The following is a 15069-nucleotide window of genomic DNA, read 5'->3' on the forward strand; positions in this document are numbered from 1 at the left end:
CTGCGCCCGCAGTTCAAGCGGGCCTGACGTGGACTTGACGCGGGCGTCAAGCGGGCGGCAGCGCCTCCCAGCGCCCGGCCACGTTCTTCAGCAGCGCGTTCACGGCCGTCAGGCGGCGGCTTTTTACGTCGATCAGGCTCCGCTGCGATGACAGCACGGTGGTCTGGGCCGCCAGCACGTTCAGGTAGCCCACGGTGCCCGCACGGTACTGGTTCTCCACCACGTCCAGCGCACGCTGGGCGGCGGCGGTGGCCTCGCGCTGCAGTTGCTCCTCCTGCGCCAGCGCGGCAGCGGCCGTGAGGTTGTCCTCCACCTCCTGCAGCGCGGTCAGCACCGTCTGGCGGTAGGCGGCTGTGACCTGCGCGTGGTTGGCACGGGCGGACTCCACCGCCGCACTGCGCGCACCGCCATCAAAAAGCGACACCGCCAGCGCCGGCCCCAGCGACCAGAACAGGTTGGGTGCACTGAACAGATCCGCCAGCGGCGCCCCCCGGTATCCGCCCGCGGCCGACAGCGTGAGCGTGGGGAAATACGCCGCACGCGCCACGCCGATCTGCGCATTGGCCGCCGCCACGCGGCGTTCTGCAGCAGCAATGTCCGGACGGCGCTGCAGCAGGTCGGACGGCAGGGCCTGGGGCACATCGGCCGGTGCGGGCAGCGCAGCGGTGGGTTCCAGCGCAAAGGCGGCAGGCGCCTGCCCCAGCAGCGCGGCCAGCGCGTGCTCCAGCTGGCTGCGCGTGGTTTGGGCCTCCAGCAGTTGCACCTGGGTGGACTTGTACTGCGCCTCGGCCTGGGCCACATCGGCGCTGGAGGCCACACCCGCCGCCTGGCGGTTGCGCGTCAGCTCCCAGCTACGGTCGTAGGCTTTGAGCGTCTCGCCCAGCAACGCCGCCTGTGCCTCGGCTGCACGCAGTGAAAAATACGTCTGCGCCACGGCCGCCTGCAGCGACAGGCGCGCAGCGGCCAGATCGTCGGCGCTGGCCTGGGCGCTGGCCTGGGCCGCACTCACCCCGGCGGAGACGCGCCCCCACAGGTCCAGCTCCCAGCTGGCGGTAAGGCCCAGCGAATGGCTGGTGCTGATGCGGGCGGTGCTGCTACCGTCGCCCTGGCTGGACAGCTGTGTGCCGCTGCGCGCACGGCTGCTGCTGGCATTAGCCCCCACGGTGGGCAAGGCCGCTGCGCCACTGCTGGTAACGGCCGCCTGGGCCGCGCGCAGGCGGGCGGCGCTTTGCGCCAGGGTGGGGCTGTTGGCCTCGGCCTGCTGCTGCAGGCGGTCCAGCACGGCGTCGCCGTACACGGTCCACCAGGTCTCGGGCGGAGCCGTGGAGGCCTGCGGCTGCGCGGGCTTCCAGATGCCCTGGGCCTGGGCGGCGGCCTGCTCTTTGTAGGCGGCCGGAATGTCCATGGCGGGCCGCTCGTACGGCGGCGTCTGCGCGCAGCCCGCCAGCCACAGGCCACTGGCCAGCAACGCAGGCATGGCAGCCCGCCTGACCTGCGCCGCAGGCCAGGTGACCTGGCGTGAAAAAGTGAAAGAGGTCATCCGTCGTTTCCTTGCAATACCACCGGGGCCGCAGGCGCGGCGCCCGCTGGCTTGCGTCGCCGCCCCACCGCGCGCAGCACGCGCGCACGCAGCCGGTCGAGCGCCACATACACCACCGGCGTCGTGTAGAGCGTGAGCCACTGGCTTACCAGCAGGCCGCCCACAATCGCAATGCCCAGCGGCTGGCGCAGCTCGGCACCATCGCCCCGCCCCAGGGCCAGTGGCAGGGCCCCAAAGATGGCGGCCACGGTGGTCATCAGAATGGGGCGCAGCCGCAGGTTGCATGCGCGGTAGATGGCCTGCGCTGCGGTGACGGGCGCCCGGCCCGGCTCGCCCTGCTGGCGTTGCCGCGTGAGGGCAAAGTCGATCATCATGATCGCGTTCTTCTTCACGATGCCGATCAGCAGGATCACGCCAATGAGTGCGATGAGCGAGAACTCCGTCTTGAACAGCATGAGTGCCAGCAACGCGCCCACGCCCGCAGACGGCAGCGTGGACAGGATGGTGATGGGATGCACCAGGCTCTCGTACAACATGCCCAGCACCAGATAGATGGTGATGATGGCCGCCAGGATCAGCAGCGGCTGGCCCGCCAGTGCATCCTGAAACGCCCCCGCCGTGCCGCTGAACGAACCGCGCACCGACACCGGCACGCCCAGCTCGGCCACCGCGTTGTTCACCGCCTCAGTAGCCTGCGACAGCGACACCCCCGGCGCCAGGCTGAAGCTGATGCTGCTGGCGGGTGTGCCCCGGTCGTGGTTGACTGATAGCGGCGTGTTGGTGGTGGTGATGCGCGCAAACGCCGTGAGCGGAATCTGCTGCCCCTGGCTGTTGACGAAGAAGAAGCCGCGCAGCGTCTCGGGGTTCTGCAGGTAGCGCGGCGCGGCCTCCATCACCACGCGGTACTGGTTGAGCGGGTTGTAGATCACGCCCACCTGGCGCTGGCCGAAGGCGTTGTTCAGCGTGGCGTCGATCTGTGCCATGGTCAGGCCCAGGCGCGTGACCGCATCGCGGTCGATGACCAGCGAGGTCTGCAGGCCAAAGTCCTGCACGTCACTGTTCACGTCTTCCAATTCGGGCAACTGGCTCAGCACCTGGCGGATGCGCGGCTCCCAGGTGCGCAGGTCGCCAATGTCGTCGGCCTGCAGGGTGTAGTCGAAGGATGCACCGCTCTGCCGCCCACCAATGCGGATGTCGCGCTGCGGCACCAGGAACAGGCGCGCGCCCGGCTCGTTCTTGAGCTGCTCGCGCAGCCGCGTTATCACGGTCTCCGAGCTCTCCTGCCCCGGTCCGCGCTTGAGGGTCATGAACATCTGCGCCGCATTGCGCTGCCAGCCGCCCGTGAAGCCGGTCACATGCTCCACGGCCGGGTCGGCCTGCACGATGGACAGGAAACGCTGCAGCCGCTGCTCCATGGCCTGGTAGGACGTGGCCTGGTCGGCGCGGATGAAGCCCGAGATGCGCCCGGTGTCCTGCTCGGGCATGAAGCCCTTGTCGATGGCGGTGTAGAGGTACACGTTGAGCCCCACCACACACGCCAGCGCCAGCAAGGCCACAGGCTGGTGGCGCAGGCACCAGGCCAGGCTGCGGCGGTACAGGCGCATGCCCCGCACCTGGATACGGTCCACCCAGCGACCGATCCGATAGCTGAAGCGCCGCGCCGGGGCCGGGCTGTGGGGCTTGAGCAGCGCTGCACACATCATGGGCGTGGTGGTGAGCGACACCACCATCGACACCAGGATGGCCGAGGACATGACGATGGCGAACTCGCGGAAAAACCGCCCCACGATGCCGCCCATGAACAAGATGGGCACGAACACCGCAATCAGCGAGATGCTCATCGACACCACGGTAAAGCCGATCTCGCGCGCGCCGTCCAGCGACGCCCGCAGCGCGGTCTTGCCACGCTCCATGTGGCGCATGATGTTCTCCAGCACCACGATGGCATCGTCCACCACAAAGCCCGTGGCCACCGTGAGCGCCATCAGCGAGAGGTTGTCGAGCGTGTAACCCGCCAAATACATCACACCAAACGTGCCGGCCAGCGACACCGGCACCGCCACGCTGGGGATGAGCGTGGCACGCCCGTTGCGCAAGAACAGGAACACCACCAGCACCACCAGCGCCACCGCAATCAGCAGCGCGCGCTCCACCTCTTTGACCGACGCACGCAGCGTGGGTGTGCGGTCGGACACCACCTCGATGTCGATAGCCGCCGGGATGGAGGCCTGCAGCGCGGGCAGCAGCGAGCGCACGCGCTCCACGGCTTCGAGGATGTTGGCGCCGGGCTGCTTGTAGACCTGCAGCAGCACCGCCGGCTTGCCGTTGGCCACACCGAAGTTGCGCACGTCCTGCACCGAGTCCACCACATCGGCCACGTCCTGCAGGCGCACGGCCTGCCCATTTTTCCAGCGCAGCACCAGCGGGGCGTAGTCGGCCGCCACACGGGCCTGGTCGTTGGTGGCCACCTGCCAGTAGTGGTCCTCGCGCTCCACCGCGCCCAGCGGGCGGTTGGCGTTGGTGCTGACGATGGCACTGCGCACCTGTTCCAGCGAGATGCCGTTGGACGCGAGCCGCACCGGGTCCAGCTCCACGCGCACGGCGGGCAGCGCGCCCCCGCTCACCGTGGCCTGGCCCACGCCCTCGACCTGCGAGAGCTTTTGCGCCAGCACGGTAGAGGCTGCGTCGTACATCTGCCCGCGCGTGAGCAGGTCCGACGTGAGCGCCAGGATCATGATGGGCGAGTCGGCCGGGTTGACCTTGCGGTAGGTCGGGTTGCTGGGCATGCCCGTGGGCAGCAGCGTGCGTGCGGCGTTGATGGCGGCCTGCACATCGCGCGCGGCACTGTCCACGTTGCGGTCCAGGTCGAACTGCAGCGTGATGGAAGTGCTGCCCAGGATGGAGCGCGAGGTGATCTCGGTGACGCCCGCAATGGCGCCCAGCGACCGTTCCAGGGGCGTGGCGACGGTGGCGGCCATGGTGTCGGGGCTGGCGCCGGGCAGGCTGGCGCTGACCGAGATGGTGGGGTAGTCCACCTGCGGCAGCGGGGCCACGGGCAGCAGGAAGAACGACACGGCACCCGCCAGGGCCAGGCCCAGGGTGAGGAGCATGGTGCCGATGGGGCGGTGGATGAAGGGGGTGGAGAGGCTCATGGGTGAGCTCTCCGGGTGGTTTTTGGGTGTTTTTGGCTGGATGCGCTAGTGGGATAAGCGCTGGTAGCTATTGTTTTTGTAGTGTTTTCTTTGGGGCGCTGATTGGGCCGCATGCCTTTGTTGAGGGCGGAGGCCGGGAGTCGCCCGGCATGCGAGTCCCTTTCTTTCGCGTCGCCGAAAGAAAGGAACCAAAGAAAGGGCGACCCCACTGTCTGCGTCCCCGCCGCTGCGCGCCGGGGCAACCTGCGGTGCTCGGGTTTGGCGGGGTCTCGCTCGAACTCGCTTCGCTCAGACAATCGCGAGCCCTGATCCGCCAAACCCTGCGCTCCTCGGCGCATCCAGAGGGGCAAGGGGAACCAAACATCCACACGAGCCTTTGCTTCGCTGCGCTGCGCTCGGCCCCAACTCGCGGGCGCAAGCGCCACGCGCTGCGCAGGCCAAGCCGAGCGCAGCGATGGCCCGAATGGATGTCCGGCTGTTTGGATGTTTGGCTCCCCGCCCCTGCTGGCTGCGCCTGCGTCGGGGCGGTTGCGGGGTGAGCATGGGCGTCGAAGCGCCCATGCCTCGTGAACTGACTCGCCGTGGCTGTCCGAGCGGCGCGCGCAGCGCAAAGCGAGTTCCACGGCGCACCCCGCAACCGCCCCGATGCAGGTTTGCCCCTTCGCATCGCGAAGGGGTCGCAGACTGGGGGTCGCCTTTCTTTTGGGTACTTTTCTTTGGCGAAGCAAAGAAAAGTACCTCGCCCGCCGGGGCGACAACCCGGCTCCCGCGCTCAAACCAAGCACGCTATTCATAAGGGCCAACGCTTCAGGCATTCACGACCTCGGAACGCCCACGCCACCGCTGCGCCCACCCCTCAAACGTGAGGTAAATCACCGGCGTCGTGAACAGCGTGAGCAACTGACTCAGGATCAGCCCCCCCACCATCGTCACCCCCAGCGGATGCCGAAGCTCACTGCCCACACCCGTCCCCAACATCATCGGCAACGCCCCCAGCAACGCCGCCAACGTCGTCATCAAAATCGGCCGAAACCGCAACAGACATGCCTGGTAAATCGCATCACGCGCACTCAGACCCTCGTCCCGCTGCGCCTCCAGCGCAAAGTCGATCATCATGATCGCGTTCTTCTTCACGATGCCGATCAGCAGCACGATGCCGATGATGGCAATGATGTCCAGGTCCAGCCGCGCCGCCATCAGCGCCAGCAACGCGCCCACCCCAGCCGAGGGCAGCGTGGACAAGATCGTGACCGGGTGAACCGTGCTCTCGTACAGCACGCCCAGCACGATGTACATGGTGACCACCGCCGCCAGAATCAGCAGCAGCGTGTTCGACAACGACGCCTGGAACGCCAGCGCCGCACCCTGGAAACTCGTCTCCACCGACAGCGGCAATTGCCCTTCGGCCTGCACGGCCGCCTTCTCGCGCTCGATGGCGGCCACGGCATTGCCCAGCGATACCCCCTGCGCGGTGTTGAACGAAATGGTGGCAGCCGGCAACTGGCCCACGTGGTTGACCACCAGGGGCATGTTGCGCTCCTCGATGCGCGCCACCGACGACAGCGGTACCGGAGCCCCCACGCTGGAGGGCACATAAATGCTCTGCAGCGCCTCGGGCCCCACCTTGAACTGCGGCGCCACCTCCAACACCACGCGGTACTGGTTGGACTGTGTGAAGATGGTCGAGATCAGCCGCTGGCCAAAGGCGTTGTACAGCGCCGCATCAATACCCGCCACCGTCACGCCCAGGCGGCTGGCCTGGGCGCGGTCGATTTGCACATAAGCCTGGCGGCCTTGGTCCTGCAGGTCGCTGGCCACATCCGTCAGCTCGGGCAAGGCGCGCAGACGGCGCAGCAGCTCGGTGGTGCTGGTGGTCAGCTGCTGCATGTCGGGCGACGACAGCAGCCACTGGTATTGCGTGCGTGCCACCCGGTCTTCAATGGTCAGGTCCTGCACGGGCTGGATGAACAGGCGGATGCCCGGCAGGTTCTGCACACGCTCGGCCAGGCGCTGCTGCACCACACCGGCCTTGTCGCGCTGTGCATGCGGCTGCAGGTCGATCAGCAGGCGGCCGGTGTTGAGCGTGGTGTTGGCGCCGTCGACGCCGATGAACGACGAGACGCTGCGCACGGCGGGGTCTTGCAGCAGCCGTTCGGCCACGGCCTGCTGGCGCTCGGCCATGCCGGCAAACGAGATCGACTGGTCGGCCTCGGTGGTGGCCTGCAGCGTGCCGGTGTCCTGCACCGGAAAGAAGCCCTTGGGGATGAACAGGTACAGCACCACGGTGAGCGCCAGCGTGGCCGCAAACACCAGCCAGGTGGTGCCCCGGTGGTTCAGCACCCAGCCCAGCATGCGGCCATAGCCGGCGATGGTGCGGTCAAAGAAATGGCCCGTAGCGCGGTACAGGCGGCCGTGGCTCTCCTCGGGCGTATGGCGCAGCAGGCGCGCGCACAGCATGGGCGTGAGCGTGAGCGACACCACGGCCGAGATCAAAATGGACACGGCCAGCGTGATGGCGAACTCATGGAACAGCCGCCCCACCACATCGCCCATGAACAGCAACGGGATCAGCACGGCGATCAGCGAGATGGTGAGCGAGATGATGGTGAAGCCGATCTGTTGCGAGCCCTTGAGCGCGGCCGCGAGCGGTGCCTCGCCCTCTTCCACATAGCGGGCAATGTTTTCGATCATCACGATGGCATCGTCCACCACAAAACCGGTGGAGATGGTCAGCGCCATCAGCGTGAGGTTGTTGATCGAAAACCCCGCCAGGTACATCACGCCGCAGGTGCCGATGAGCGATAGCGGCACGGCCACGCTCGGGATCAGCGTGGCCGAGGGGCTGCGCAGGAAGACAAAGATCACCGTCACCACCAGCAGCACGGCCAGGCCCAGCTCCACCTGCATGTCGTGCACCGAGGCGCGCACCGTGACCGTGCGGTCGGTCAGCACCTGCACATCCAGCGACGCTGGCAAGGTGCTTTGCAGTTGCGGCAGCAGGGCCTTGATGCGGTCCACCGTGTCGATCACGTTGGCACCGGGCTGGCGGCGGATGTTGAGGATCACGCCGGGCTTGGCGCCCGTGTCAGCCGTGCCCGCCCAGGCGGCGAGCCGGGTGTTCTCGGCATCGTCCACCGTTTCGGCCACGTCCTTCAGGCGCACGGGGGCGCCATTCTTGAAGGCGATGATGAGGTCGCGGTATTCAGCCGCCGACTGCAGCTGGTCGTTGGCATCAATGGTGGACGCACGGGCCGGGCCGTCAAAGCCGCCCTTGGCCTGCTTGACGTTGGCCGCGGCGATGGAGGTGCGCACGTCTTCCAGCGTGAGGCCCAGCTGCGCCAGCGCCGTGGGGTTGGCCTGGATGCGCACGGCCGGGCGGCGCCCGCCCGCAATCGCCACCAGACCCACGCCCTGCACCTGCGACAGCTTGGGTGCCAGGCGGTTTTCCACCAGGTCGTTCACGCGGATCACGGGCAGCGAGGGCGAGGTGATGGCCAGCGTGAGGATGGGCGCATCGGCCGGGTTGACCTTGCTGTACAGCGGCGGCATGGGCAGGTCGCTGGGCAGCAGGTTGCTGCCTGCGTTGATGGCCGCCTGTACCTGTTGCTCGGCTACATCCAGCGCCATGTCGAGCGCAAAACGCAGTGTGATCACCGAAGCCCCGCCCGAGCTGGTGGACGACATTTGCGACAGCCCCGGCATCTGGCCGAACTGCCGCTCCAGCGGGGCCGTGACGTTGGAGGTCATCACGTCCGGGCTCGCGCCCGGGTACAGCGTGGTGACCTGGATGGTGGGGTAGTCCACCTCGGGCAGGGCCGAGGTGGGCAGCAGCCGGTAGGCCATCAGCCCTGCGATCAGGATCGCCACCATCAGCAGCGCGGTGGCGATGGGGCGCAGGATGAAGAGGCGCGACAGGTTCATGGCGACGGGTGCGCTGGCAAAACAGGCAGGGGAGAAACCGGGGTACCGTTGCGCTCAGCGCGCCGGGCTGGCCGCGCCACCTGGGGACGGCGGCTGCTGCTGCAGCCGCTCGCGGATGTAGGCACGGCGCTCTTCCTGCGGCATTGCCATCACACGGGCGCGCTCGTCAGCGGGCATCTGGTCCAGCAGCGCCTTCACCTGCGGAGGGATCCCCCGTGGAGGTTCTGCAGCGCGATCAGCAGGTGCTAAGGGGGCCGCAGACGCTGCAGGCGCCGCCGCGCCTGGGGAGGCTTGCGGTGCAGCAGCACGGGCTGGTGCTTCGCTGCGCTGCTGTGGGGGCGCTGCAGAGCCCTGCGGGGCGGACGCCGGGGCAGCGGCGGGAGTACCCACACCTGACGCGGAAGATGCAGCAGCAGAGGCCGCCGACGCTGGGGCGCCGCCGCCGCCCGCACCCATCTGTGCCCGCCGCTCACGCAGGAAGGCGCGGCGCTCTTCGGGGCTCATCTTCTGCAGCTTTTCGCGCACATCAGGGGGCAGGGAGGCGATGAAAGCGCGCCGCTGCGCAGCCTGGTCCTGGGCCGCCTGGTCGGCACGGGTGACAGCACCGGCATCAATGACGGCAACCTTGGCGCCTTCGCGCAGGCGGTCAATGCCGTCCGTGACCACCTGCTCGCCCTCGCGCAGCTCGCCTTCGACGCTCACGCGGTCGCCGTCGGTCACGCCCACGCGGATGCGGCGCTGGGTCACGGTGCTGTCTTCCTGCACCAGGTAGACATAGTTGTTCTGCACGGCCGTGGCCGGCACGGTCAGCACGCCCTGGAGCAGGTTGACCTGCAGGCGCACATTGACGAACTGGTTGGGGTACAAGGCGCCGTCTTCATTGGCAAAAGCGGCCTTGACCTTGATGGTGCCGGTGGCGCTGTCAATGGCGTTGTCCAGCGCCACCACACGGCCCTTGGCCAGCTGGCGGCGGCTGTCGCGGTCCCACAGCTCCACGGGCAGCTCCTCGCCAGCGGCCATACGGCGGCGCATCTGGGGCAGGTGCGCCTCGGGCACGGAGAACGCTGCATCAATAGGCCGCACCTGGTTGATGGTGACGATGCCGTTGGCATCGCTCGGCCCCACCACGTTGCCCTTGTCGGCCTGGCGCAGGCCCAGCCGGCCCGCGAATGGCGCGGTGACCTGGGTGTAGCTCAGTTGCAGGCGCGCGGCGTCCACCTGCGCCTGGTCCGAGGCCACGGTGCCTTCCAGCTGCCGCACCAGTGCGGCCTGGGTGTCCACCTGCTGGCTGGCAATGGAGTCGCGTGCCAGCAGGTCCTGGTACCGCTTGAGGTCGAGCTGCGCATTCTTGAGCAGCGCCTGGTCGCGCTGCAGCGTGCCCTGGGCCTGCGACAGCGCAGCCTGGTAGCTGCGTGCGTCGATCTCGGCCAGCACCTGGCCAGCACGCACCTCATCGCCCTCTTTAAAGCGCACCGACGTCAGTTCACCGCTCACCTTGGCCCGCACCACGGCCGTGGCGCGGGCGCTCATGGTGCCGATGGCACTCACCACCACCCGCACATCGCCCCGCTGCACGGTGCCTACCGACACGGGCTGCACGTTGCCGCCGCCAAAGCGCCCGGGGCCACCGCCCGGCCTGCGCGCCGCATTCGGGCTCGTGGCGGCACCGCCAGCGGTGGCTGCAGCCGCTGCATCCTGGCGCTGCTTCCACCACCAGGCACCACCTCCCACCGCCGCCAGCGCAATGGCGGCCATCAACAACGCGGAGGTCCAACGCAGCTTGCCGGACTGCAATCTTGCGGGCCTCTGTGGACGGATCAACGAACGGTTCAGGGGCATGGTGGGGCGCAACCAGGAATGAGCGAAGGGGTATGGTAGCCAGCGCATCCCCCGGGGCTGCCGTCCGGCAGGCCCCCTTTACCGGGGATTTACGCGCGCTTTGGGCGGGGTTTACCGATGTATCGGTTCAGCCCCGCCAGGGGGGCGAAATCAGCGGTTGGTGGCCAGCAGAAGGCCGCCAGCGCCCATGAAGAAGCCGCCTGTGGCCTTGTTCAGCCGGGCCACGCCGCGCGAGGTGCGGATGAATCGGCGGATCTGGCGCCCGAAGCTGGCGTACACAGCGGTCGACACGAATTCACTGCCCAGATAGATGGAGCCCAGCACCAGAAACTGGTGCGCTGCAGGCTGCGCGGGGTCGATGAACTGCGGAAAGATCGCCGCAAACAGGATGATGGCTTTGGGGTTGGTGATGCCCAGCAGAAACTCCTGGGTAATGAGCGCGCGCAAAGAGAACGGTGCCGGCTGGCCCGATGCCGGGGCACCGCCGGGCGCATCCTCCAGTGCCAGGCCGCTGAACTCGCGGCTGTGCCAGGCCTTCCAGCCCAGCCAGAACAGGTAGGCAGCACCCACCCACTTCACCGCAGTGAACGCCGCTTCGGACGCCAGCAGCATCGCCCCCAGCCCCACCGCGGACACCGTCAGAAAAATGGCAAAGGCTGCTGCACGGCCCACCGTGGCGATCATCGCGGGACCCACGCCTGCGCGGATGCCGTTGTTGAGGCCACAGAAGTTGTTGGGCCCCGGGGTGAGCGAGATGGCGATGGCAACCGGAACAAATAGCAGCGCATCCATGGGACGGTCCTTGCAGGGTGAGGCGTATGTGAGGGGGAACGGTCAGCACCGCAGTCTACGGCAGACCCTGCCTACACGGCCGACCACAGAGCACATGCCCCCAAGGCGCCCTCTACCACCTCACAACGCCTTAGAACAGGTTCTTACAGATCCAGCACCGAGCCCCAGGGCACATCGGGCAGGGCTTCGTAGTGCGCCACCACGGTCAGGCGGTCTGATCGGGCCGCCTGCGACGCCAGTGCCTGCGCGAGGTAACGGACGGAAGGTTTGTCCAGCCCTCCCACCGGCTCGTCGATCAGGGTCAGCTGTGCATTCGACGCGAAGGCCCCGGCCATGAGCACCTTGCGCTTGCTGCCGGTAGACAGGGCATAAAAAGGCTTGTCCAGATGCTCGTGCAGGCTGAACCCGTCGATGTGCTCCACCAGGGCTGCCGCATCCCACAGGGGGTAGCGCGCGGGCAGGCTGTCGAGCCAACCCCGAGCCGTGAACGGGTCCCACTCGCTGGATCGCGGGTCCGCCCAGAACACCCGGGGGGCCGAGGCCTTGGCGGCTCGGATCAGGTCCACGCCCTGCAGCGTGATGCTGCCAGCCTGCGCTGTCAGCGCACCAGCCAGCACGCGCAGCAGCGTAGTTTTGCCGGTGCTTTCATCACCGCGCACCAGAGCCAGGCCCGGGGGCCAGGCCAGCGACAGGTTGTCCAGCACCGCACACTCCGGGTACGCAAACCGCAGCCCTTTCACCCACAAAAACGCGCTCTCAGCCACCCTGCCTCCTCGATGCGGAAAGCGGCCATTCTAGGAAGCTGCCGCACGCCGGGCCCACCACAAGCCCCCCACCTGGTTCACCACCAGCCCACAGAGCACTGCAACCGCCCCCGCCCACTGCAGGGGCGCAGGCGTTTCACCCAGAAAGGCGTAGGCCGCCCACAGCCCCACCACCGGCACCAGCAACGAAAACGGCGTGACCCGCCCAGCTGCATGGCGCTGCAGCAGCTGCGTCCACAGCGTGTAGGCCAGCAAAGTAGCCAGAAAGGCCAGGTAGGCCACGGCCAGCAACCCCGTGCCATTCAAAGACTGCAGCTGTCCCCAGACGGCGGCGGAGCCATCGCTCCACAACGCCAGCGCAAAAAACGGCCCGATGGGCACCACACTGCTCCACACGATGAACGGAAACGGCGCATACGCCCCAGCCTGCGCCGCGCGGCGTGCCACCAGATTGGACACCGCCCACATAAATGCGGCGCCGAGGGTGAGCACAAACCCCGCCAGCGTCATCTGGCCCGGCCCCTCGCCATGCGCGAGGCCGATGGTCATCAAGCCGCCGAACGCCAGCAACAAGCCGCCCCACTGCCAGGGCTTGGCGCGCTCCCCCAGCAACGGCGCAGCCAGCAACAAGGTGAAGAACGCCTGGGTCTGCATCACCACCGACGCCATGCCCGCCGTCATGCCCAGCTGCAGGCCCAGAAACAGAAAGCCGAACTGCCCCAGCCCCTGCGCCAGCCCGTAGCCCACCACAAAGCGCCAGGGCAAAGCCGGGCGCGGCACAAAGAGCAAAAAGGGCAACGATGCCGCTGTGAAGCGCAGCGCGCCCAGCAGCATGGGGCTCAGGCCTTGCAGGCCGAGCTTCATCACCACAAAGTTCAGCCCCCAGATGACCACCACCGCCAGGGCGCGCAACAGGTCGCCACGGCTCAAGGCCGCTGGCGCACTCATGCTGCCGCCACCGCAGCGCCCGCACCCACCGGACGGCCCTGCCGCGCCCGGGCAGCGACAAAGGCGTCGAACGCCTGGGCGCTGGTTTTGCCCGGCACATAGCCCAGCACCTCCTTGAGTGCTGTGTTCAGCAGCACGGGCCGGTAGCGCAAAAAGTCGAGCTGCTCGGGTCCGTAGCGGCTGACACCGAGCGCGGAGCCCACGGCCAGCGCCGTGCGCAGCAGCCCGGCGGGCAGTTCCAGCACGGGTTTGCCCAGGCGCCGGGCGATCTCGCGCAGAGGCAAAGCACCATCGCCCGCCAGGTTGAAGCAGCCCGCCCGCTGCGTGCGCAGCGAATGCAGGATGGCGCCAGTCACGTCTTCGTCCCAGATGAAGACAAACGGGCTCTCGCTGCCCCGGATGGCGAGCAGGCGCGGCTTTTCAAACAAGGCGGTGATCTGGTTGTCCACCCGCTCACCCAGGATGGTGCCGATGCGCAGCACCGTTTGCGCCAGCCCCGGGTGCTGCGTGCGGTATTGCGCCAGCATCTCTTCCACCAGCCGCTTGTGGTGTGAATAGGCAAACACCTCGTTGCCCCGCAGCGCGTCGGTCTCGCGCAACCATGCGGGGTTGTCAGCGTGGTAACCGTACGCCGCGCCGCTGGAGCTGACGACCAGCTGCTTCACGCCAGTGGCCACACAGGCGTCCAGCACGTTCTGGCTGCCCAGCACGTCCACCGAATATTCAAACTCGCGGCTGGAGCCCTTGCCGGGCGTGACGATGGACGCCAGGTGCACCACGCTGTCGATGGCATGGTCCGCCAGCGTCTGCGCCAAAGCAGGGTCGCGCACGTCCTGCACCCGGTAGGTCACACCGGGCAGGCGACGCTCAGCGGGCACCTCACGCACATCAGCCGCCACGATGGTCCCTACCCCTTCACGCGCCAGTGCAGCCACCACGCTGCGGCCCAGAAAGCCGTCTGCGCCGGTGACCAGAATGCGGCGGCTTTCCCACAACACGCCGGTCATGTGCGCTGCTCCCGGAGGGTGTCGGCCGGCGGTATCTGCGCCGGCCTGCGCCCCCACCAGCCCGCCAAAGTCAGCCCCGCGATGATGTCCCAGAAGCCCCACACGCCCGCCACCACGGCCATGCCGCCCAGCCCGCCAAAGAAGCTGAAGATCAGCACCAGGCCCAGGCCTGCATTGCGAATGCCCACCTCAATGCTCACCGCACGCCGGTCGTAGTCGGGCAAGCCACTGAGCCGCGCGCAGGCGTAGCCGGTGCCGAAGGCCAGCGCATCGTGCAGTGCCACAGCCAGCAGCACCAGGCCCACGTAGTCGAGAAAGTAGCGCCAGTTGCCCGCCACCGCGCCCACGATGAAGCCGATGAGGCACAGAAAGCTGAGGATGCGCACGGGCTTGTTCACGCGCTGTGTGAGGCGCGGCAGCTTTTCGGCACAGAGGATGCCCAGCACAAAGGGCAGCCCAATGATCACCACGATGTGCCCTGCCATTTCCAGCGGGTCGAGCGCAATGCTGCGCAGCAGCGGCGCCGCCGTGGGGTGCATGCCACCCCAGAACGCAAAGTTGAGCGGCATGAGCACGATGGCCAGCGCGTTGGAGATGGCCGTCATCGACACCGACAGCGCCACATTGCCCCCCGCGCGGTGGGTGAGGATATTGCTCACATTGCCGGGCGGACAGCAGGCCACCAGGATCATGCCCAGCGCAATGCTGGGCCCGGGCTTGAGCAGCAGCGTGAGCGCAAAGGTTACCGCAGGCAACACGATGAACTGCGCGGCAATGCCTACCGCCATGGCACCCGGCATGCGCAGCACGCGCTTGAAGTCGGCCACGCGCGTATCCAGCGCAATGCCGAACATGAGAAAACCCAGCACCCCATTGAGCACCACCAGCGACGCGGGGTTGAAGTTGAGGCGTATTTCGTCTACGGGCAGCATAGATAACCTTTGAGTTCAGTTCTGCACCGCGTATTGCGAAACGCGCAACGCACGAAACTGTCGCAGCGACAGCGCGGGACGCCAAGCAAGGGCCGCCCCGCAGCGAGGGCGTCGTCCCCTTGCCCGCAGTGCGCAGCGCTGCGAGAGCGGGGGGAAGGCGCGCAGCGCCTCAGG

At 67.8% G+C, this 15069-nt stretch carries 9 protein-coding genes; all 9 read right to left on the bottom strand.

Annotation, left to right across the window (positions count from 1 at the left end; translation table 11 throughout):
• Positions 1-46: 46 nt before the first annotated feature.
• The 9 genes from C380_RS17720 to C380_RS17760 all read right to left on the bottom strand — a co-directional run bounded on the left by C380_RS17720 (position 47) and on the right by C380_RS17760 (position 14895).
• Entirely contained in the window at positions 47-1540 is a 1494-nt protein-coding gene (locus C380_RS17720; protein ID WP_015015209.1) for an efflux transporter outer membrane subunit, read from the bottom strand.
• A complete protein-coding gene (locus tag C380_RS17725; RefSeq protein ID WP_015015210.1) occupies positions 1537-4692 on the bottom strand; it encodes an efflux RND transporter permease subunit in 3156 nt (1051 codons plus the stop codon). Before C380_RS17725 ends, C380_RS17720 begins: the two co-directional genes overlap by 4 nt.
• A gap of 807 nt (positions 4693-5499) precedes the next feature.
• Positions 5500-8613 (bottom strand): MdtB/MuxB family multidrug efflux RND transporter permease subunit, encoded by a 3114-nt coding sequence (locus C380_RS17730; RefSeq protein ID WP_015015211.1) that lies wholly within the window; start codon positions 8611-8613, stop codon positions 5500-5502.
• Positions 8614-8667: 54 nt separating this feature from the next.
• Positions 8668-10452: an efflux RND transporter periplasmic adaptor subunit gene (locus C380_RS17735; RefSeq protein WP_051022566.1), complete on the bottom strand. Its 1785-nt coding sequence runs from the start codon at positions 10450-10452 to the stop codon at positions 8668-8670.
• Positions 10453-10602: 150 nt separating this feature from the next.
• Positions 10603-11244, bottom strand: a complete 642-nt coding sequence (locus C380_RS17740) for a LysE family translocator (protein WP_015015213.1) — start codon at positions 11242-11244, stop codon at positions 10603-10605.
• A gap of 143 nt (positions 11245-11387) precedes the next feature.
• On the bottom strand, positions 11388-12008 hold the full coding sequence (locus tag C380_RS17745) for an ATP-binding cassette domain-containing protein (protein WP_015015214.1): 621 nt from the start codon (positions 12006-12008) through the stop codon (positions 11388-11390).
• A 30-nt stretch (positions 12009-12038) separates the two neighbouring features.
• Positions 12039-12956, bottom strand: coding sequence for an EamA family transporter (locus C380_RS17750; RefSeq protein ID WP_043565594.1), 918 nt, complete (start codon positions 12954-12956; stop codon positions 12039-12041).
• A complete protein-coding gene (locus C380_RS17755) occupies positions 12953-13963 on the bottom strand; it encodes an SDR family oxidoreductase (protein ID WP_015015216.1) in 1011 nt (336 codons plus the stop codon). Before C380_RS17755 ends, C380_RS17750 begins: the two co-directional genes overlap by 4 nt.
• Complete coding sequence (locus C380_RS17760; RefSeq protein WP_015015217.1) at positions 13960-14895, bottom strand: bile acid:sodium symporter family protein; 936 nt, start codon at positions 14893-14895, stop codon at positions 13960-13962. Before C380_RS17760 ends, C380_RS17755 begins: the two co-directional genes overlap by 4 nt.
• Positions 14896-15069 lie beyond the last annotated feature (174 nt).

This window comes from Acidovorax sp. KKS102, assembly GCF_000302535.1.
Classification (GTDB): Bacteria; Pseudomonadota; Gammaproteobacteria; order Burkholderiales; family Burkholderiaceae_C; genus Acidovorax.

Coding starts and splice junctions, on each gene's coding strand:
- C380_RS17730 (WP_015015211.1), bottom strand. CDS start 8,613: ATGAACCTGTCGCGCCTCTTCATCCTGCGCCCCATCGCCACCGCGCTG.
- C380_RS17760 (WP_015015217.1), bottom strand. CDS start 14,895: ATGCTGCCCGTAGACGAAATACGCCTCAACTTCAACCCCGCGTCGCTG.
- C380_RS17740 (WP_015015213.1), bottom strand. CDS start 11,244: ATGGATGCGCTGCTATTTGTTCCGGTTGCCATCGCCATCTCGCTCACC.
- C380_RS17720 (WP_015015209.1), bottom strand. CDS start 1,540: ATGACCTCTTTCACTTTTTCACGCCAGGTCACCTGGCCTGCGGCGCAG.
- C380_RS17735 (WP_051022566.1), bottom strand. CDS start 10,452: ATGCCCCTGAACCGTTCGTTGATCCGTCCACAGAGGCCCGCAAGATTG.
- C380_RS17755 (WP_015015216.1), bottom strand. CDS start 13,963: ATGACCGGCGTGTTGTGGGAAAGCCGCCGCATTCTGGTCACCGGCGCA.
- C380_RS17725 (WP_015015210.1), bottom strand. CDS start 4,692: ATGAGCCTCTCCACCCCCTTCATCCACCGCCCCATCGGCACCATGCTC.
- C380_RS17750 (WP_043565594.1), bottom strand. CDS start 12,956: ATGAGTGCGCCAGCGGCCTTGAGCCGTGGCGACCTGTTGCGCGCCCTG.